At 75.5% G+C, this 5,290-nt stretch carries 4 protein-coding genes; all 4 read left to right on the top strand.

Going from position 1 to position 5,290, the window contains the following annotated elements; translation table 11 throughout:
• Positions 1 to 43 precede the first annotated feature (43 nt).
• The gene (locus FOE67_RS15600; protein WP_323384966.1) at positions 44 to 2,191 is read left to right on the top strand and encodes an acetyl/propionyl/methylcrotonyl-CoA carboxylase subunit alpha; all 2,148 of its coding nucleotides are present in this window, start codon (positions 44 to 46) and stop codon (positions 2,189 to 2,191) included.
• Entirely contained in the window at positions 2,188 to 3,234 is a 1,047-nt protein-coding gene (locus tag FOE67_RS15595; RefSeq protein ID WP_182664699.1) for a hydroxymethylglutaryl-CoA lyase, read from the top strand. Before FOE67_RS15600 ends, FOE67_RS15595 begins: the two co-directional genes overlap by 4 nt.
• Before the next feature lie 2 nt (positions 3,235 to 3,236).
• Complete coding sequence (locus tag FOE67_RS15590; RefSeq protein WP_182664702.1) at positions 3,237 to 4,403, top strand: acyl-CoA dehydrogenase family protein; 1,167 nt, start codon at positions 3,237 to 3,239, stop codon at positions 4,401 to 4,403.
• 76 nt (positions 4,404 to 4,479) lie between these two features.
• A partial coding sequence (locus tag FOE67_RS15585; RefSeq protein WP_194444312.1) for a DUF4429 domain-containing protein occupies positions 4,480 to 5,290 on the top strand: 811 nt, incomplete at its 3' end.

Raw genomic sequence — 5,290 nt, 5'->3', positions numbered from 1 at the left:
CCGGTGACCCGGGGCCCGTCCCCGAAAGCAGGTGAACCGCCCCGTGGCCCCCCGACAGCAGGTGCCCCGCCCCGCAGCCGCCTTCGACGCCGTGCTGGTCGCCAACCGCGGCGAGATCGCGGTCCGGGTGATCCGCACCCTGCGCCGGCTCGGCCTGCGCTCCGTCGCCGTCCACAGCGACGCCGACGCCGACGCCCTCCACGTCCGGGAGGCCGACACCTCGGTCCGCATCGGTCCCCGCGCCGCCGCCGAGAGCTACCTGCGGATCGACCGACTGCTGGAGGCCGCCGAGCGCACCGGCGCCGGTGCGATCCACCCCGGGTACGGCTTCCTCGCCGAGAACGCCGACTTCGCCCGGGCCGTGGCGGACGCCGGTCTGGTCTTCGTCGGCCCGCCGGCCTCCGCGGTCGAGCTGATGGGCGACAAGATCCGGGCCAAGGAGACGGTGGCCGCCGCCGGCGTCCCCGTCGTGCCCGGCTCCTCCGGGAGCGGCCTGTCCGACGCCGAACTGATCGACGCGGCCCGCGCCATCGGTGCGGCGGTGCTCATCAAGCCCGCCGCCGGTGGGGGAGGCAAGGGCATGCGGCTGGTCCGCGATCCCGACCGCCTGCCCGAGGAGATCGCCGCCGCCCGGCGCGAGGCCCGGGGCGCCTTCGGCGACGACACCCTCCTGGTCGAACGCTGGATCGACCGGCCCCGGCACATCGAGATCCAGGTCCTCGCCGACGACCACGGCAACGTCCTGCACCTCGGGGAGCGCGAGTGCTCCCTCCAGCGCCGCCACCAGAAGATCGTCGAGGAGGCCCCCAGTCCTCTGCTGGACGAGGAGACCCGCCGGGCCATGGGGGAGGCCGCCGTCCGCGCCGCCCGATCCTGCGGGTACCGGGGCGCGGGCACCGTCGAGTTCATCGTCCCCGGCGACGACCCGCGCTCGCACTGGTTCATGGAGATGAACACCCGTCTGCAGGTGGAGCACCCGGTGACCGAGCTGATCACCGGTCAGGACCTGGTGGAGTGGCAGCTGCGGATCGCCGCCGGCGAGTCCCTGGAGCCCCTGGTGGCGGACCCGGGGGCCCTCGCCCCGCGCGGTCACGCCGTGGAGGCCCGTATCTGCGCCGAGACGCCGCGTCCGGCCGCCGACGGGGAGGGGGTCGACTTCCTGCCCTCCGCCGGTACCGTCCGGGCGCTGCGCGAGCCCACCGGCCCGGGCGTGCGGGTGGACTCCGGCATCGCCGCCGGCGACACCGTCGGGACCGCCTACGACCCGCTCCTCGCCAAGATCATCGCCCACGGCCCCGATCGTGCCTCCGCGCTGCGCCGGCTGCGCGCCGCCCTCGCCGACACCGTCGTCATCGGCGTGGACACCAACACGGGCTTCCTGCGCCGCCTGCTGGACGTGCCGGAGGTCCGGGAGGGGCGCCTGGACACCGGGCTGGTGGACCGGGAGGCCCCGGCCCTGGTCGCCGACCTGGCCCCCACCGCCGTCCCGACCGAGGTGTACGCGGCGGCGGCCCTGCTCCGGCACGCCGCCCTGGAGCCGGAAGCCGGGCCGACCCCGCCCACCGGGTGGGTGGATCCCTTCTCGGTCCCCTCCGGCTGGCGGCTGGGCGGCGTCACCGCCGGCACCCCCCACCACCTGCGGGTCCCCGGCCACGATCCGGTCACCGTCACCGTGCGGGGGCGGGCCGGCGACGCCCGGCTGCGGGTCGGCGACGGCCCGGAGGTCACCGCCCGCCTGACGGCCGGGACCGGGGGCGGTCCGGTGCGGGTGGAGGTGGACGGCGTCGTCCACCGCTTCCACACCGCCCCCGACGGCTCCGGACTCGCCCGCGACGGGGAGGCGTGGCCGGTCGCCGACCACGACCCGGTGGCCGCCGCCGGTGCCGGCGGAGCGGCCGGCGCCGCCGCCCTGACCGCTCCCATGCCCGGCACGGTGACCGTCGTCAAGGTCGGGCCGGGGGAGCGGGTGACGACCGGTCAACCCCTGCTGATCGTCGAGGCGATGAAGATGGAGCACGTCATCCGCGCTCCCGCCCCGGGCACCGTGGCGGCGGTGCGGGTGGCGGCGGGGACCGCCGTGGCCATGGACCAGGAACTGGTGGTGGTGGATCCGGAGGACGAGCCGGACCCGTCCGCCGCCCCCGCCGCGTCCGGGGCGGGAGCCCCCGTCCCGGGAGGGGAGCCGACATGACCCCAGCCGTCGACCGTCCCGCCGGGGGGCCCTCCCGGGGCCCCGCGACCGACACCGGCCCGCGCCAGGGCCCGCCCGCCGGGTTGCCCCAGCGGGTACCCGACCCCGATCTGCCCCGCCGGGTGCGCATCCACGAGGTGGGCCCGCGCGACGGCCTGCAGAACGAGGCCGCGATCCTCCCCGTGGAGGTCAAGGCCGAGTTCATCCACCGCCTGGCCGACGCCGGCCTCGACACCGTGGAGGCCACCAGCTTCGTGCACCCCCGCTGGGTGCCCCGGCTCGCCGACGCCGAGCAGCTGTACCCGATGGTCGCCGACCTGGCCGACCGCGGCGTACGGCTGCCCGTCCTGGTCCCCAACACCCGGGGTCTGGACCGCGCGCTGGCCCTGGGGGTGCGGGAGATCGCGATCTTCGCCGCCGTCACCGAGTCCTTCGCCCGGGCCAACCTCAACCGCACCGTGGCCGAGTCCCTCGCCGTCTTCGAGCCCGTGGTCGCCCGGGCCCGGGCCGAGGGGCTGCGGGTGCGCGGTTACCTCTCGATGTGCTTCGGCGACTTCGAGGAGGGCCCGGTCGACCCCGCCCGGGTGGTGGAGGTCTGCCGCCGGCTGGACGCCATGGGCTGCTCCGAGCTGAGCCTGGGCGACACCATCGGCACCGCCACCCCCGGCCACGTCGCCCGCCTGCTCACCGACCTGCACGCCTCCGGCATCGCCCCCGACCGGATCGCCGTGCACTTCCACGACACCTACGGCCAGGCACTGGCCAACACCCTGACCGCCCTGCGGCACGGCGTCACCACCGTCGACGCCTCCGCGGGTGGTCTCGGCGGGTGCCCCTACGCCCGCAGCGCCACCGGCAACCTCGCCACCGAGGACCTGCTGTGGATGCTCGACGGTCTCGGCATCGAGACCGGTGTCGACCTGCGCCGGCTGGCCGCCACGAGCGACTGGATGGCCGAACACCTGGGCCGACCCGGCCCGTCCCGCGCCCTGCGCGCCCTCACCCACCGGGCCACCCCCGCCCCCGAGGACAAGGAGCCGTGACCATGGCCCTTCAGTACCGGCTGCCCACCGAGCACGAGGAACTCCGCCGCACGGTGGAGAAGTTCGCCCAGGAGGCCGTCGCCCCCGTGATCGGCGACTACTACGAGCGGCACGCCTTCCCGTACCCGCTCGTGCGGGAGATGGCCGGGATGGGCCTGTTCGGCCTGCCCTTCCCCGAGGAGTACGGCGGCATGGGCGGTGACTACCTGGCGCTGTGCGTGGCGCTGGAGGAGCTGGCCCGGGTGGATTCCTCGCTCGCCATCACCCTGGAGGCGGCGGTCTCCCTGGGCGCGATGCCCATCTTCCGCTTCGGCACCGAGGAGCAGAAGCGCCGCTGGCTGCCCCGCCTGTGCTCCGGCGAGGCGCTGGGCGCCTTCGGCCTGACCGAGCCCGAGTGCGGCTCCGACGCCTCCGGCACCCGCACCACGGCGGTGCGCGACGGCGACCACTGGGTGATCAACGGCACCAAGAGCTTCATCACGAACTCCGGCACCGAGATCACCGACCTGGTCACGGTCACCGCCGTCACCGGTCGCAAGGCCGACGGCTCGCCGGAGATCTCCACCATCGTGGTGCCCTCCGGCACCCCCGGCTTCACGGTCGCCGCCCCCTACTCCAAGGTCGGCTGGAACGCCTCCGACACCCGGGAACTGTCCTTCTCCGACGTCCGCGTGCCGCTGGAGAACCTCCTGGGCGCCGAGGGCCGGGGCTACGCCCAGTTCCTGCGGATCCTCGACGAGGGCCGGATCGCCATATCGGCACTGGCCACCGGTCTGGCGCAGGGGTGTGTGGACGAGTCGGTCCGCTACGCCGCCGAACGCCGGGCCTTCGGTCGCCCCATCGGGGAGAACCAGGCCATCGCCTTCAAGCTCGCCGACATGGAGACCCGCGCGCACACCGCCCGGCTCGCCTGGCGGGACGCGGCGGCGCGCCTGCTGGCCGGCGAGCCCTTCAAGAAGGAGGCGGCGATCGCCAAGCTGTACTCCTCGGAGATCGCGGTCACCAACGCCCGGGAGGCCACCCAGATCCACGGCGGCTACGGCTTCATGAACGAGTACCCCGTCGCCCGGATGTGGCGGGACAGCAAGATCCTGGAGATCGGCGAGGGCACCAGCGAGGTGCAGCGCATGCTGATCGCCCGCGAACTGATGGGACGGGGACGGGACTGAGGCCCTTCCGGCGGTCCGGCGGGGGCGGTGACACCACCCCCGCCGGACCGCCGCGCGCCCCTGACACAATGAGCCAATGGCGGAGCTCATCCAGCGGGACGGCACGTGGGACTTCGACGGGGAGAGACTGCGGCTGGTGCCCGGCACCGGGCGGAACGTCCATCCCCTGCGCACCGGCCTGGGGGAGGTCGCCGTGCCGCTGGAGGCCATCGCGGGCGTCTCCCTGGAGCCGGGGCGGCGCCGTGCCCGCCTGCGCCTGCGGCTCCGCGAGGGGGCCGATCCCCTCGACCACGCCTGTTCGGGGCGCCTGTCGGACGACGCCACCCCCTACGCCCTGGCGGTGGAGCCGGGGCGCACCGGGGCGGCGGAGTACCTGGTCGACGAGGTCCGCACCGCCCTGTTGTTGGAGCGGATACCGGTCGACGAGCCGTCCGACCGCTGGTTGCTCCCCGGGCCCTCGGTGCCCCGGGTGGTGGGCGGAGGGGACGGCAAGGTCACCTTCGACGGGCGGATCCTGCGCATCGAGTGGGGATGGGCCTGCGAGGAGAGCAAGAAGTCGGCGGGCACCCGGGTGCTGCCGCTCCGGGACGTGGCGGGGGTGGAGTGGTCCCGGGCCCGCTGGGAGAGCGGGTGGTTCCGCGTCCGCCCGGTGGGGCCGGTGGTGGAGGTCAAGCCCTCCCACGATCCCAACTGCGTGACCCTCTGGGGCCTCAGCGAGCGGCGGGAGACCGCCGAGGTCGCCCTCCTCGCCGCGGCGGTCACCGCCCGCCTGCCGCACCCCCGGGGCGGGGAGGCGGGTGAGGGCGGCCCGCCGACGGGATCCGACGCCCCGGTCCCCGTCCCGCTGACCAAGGCCGGGGAGCCCCCGGGCGGGGCGGGAGCGGAGG

Origin of the sequence: Streptomyces calidiresistens (assembly GCF_014141525.1) — a bacterium.
Taxonomy (GTDB): domain Bacteria; phylum Actinomycetota; class Actinomycetes; order Streptomycetales; family Streptomycetaceae; genus Streptomyces; species Streptomyces calidiresistens.
Note: the sequence above shows the minus strand (reverse complement) of the source record. Positions and strands in the feature narration are given on the sequence as shown.

Coding starts and splice junctions, on each gene's coding strand:
- FOE67_RS15595 (WP_182664699.1), top strand. CDS start 2,188: ATGACCCCAGCCGTCGACCGTCCCGCCGGGGGGCCCTCCCGGGGCCCC.
- FOE67_RS15590 (WP_182664702.1), top strand. CDS start 3,237: ATGGCCCTTCAGTACCGGCTGCCCACCGAGCACGAGGAACTCCGCCGC.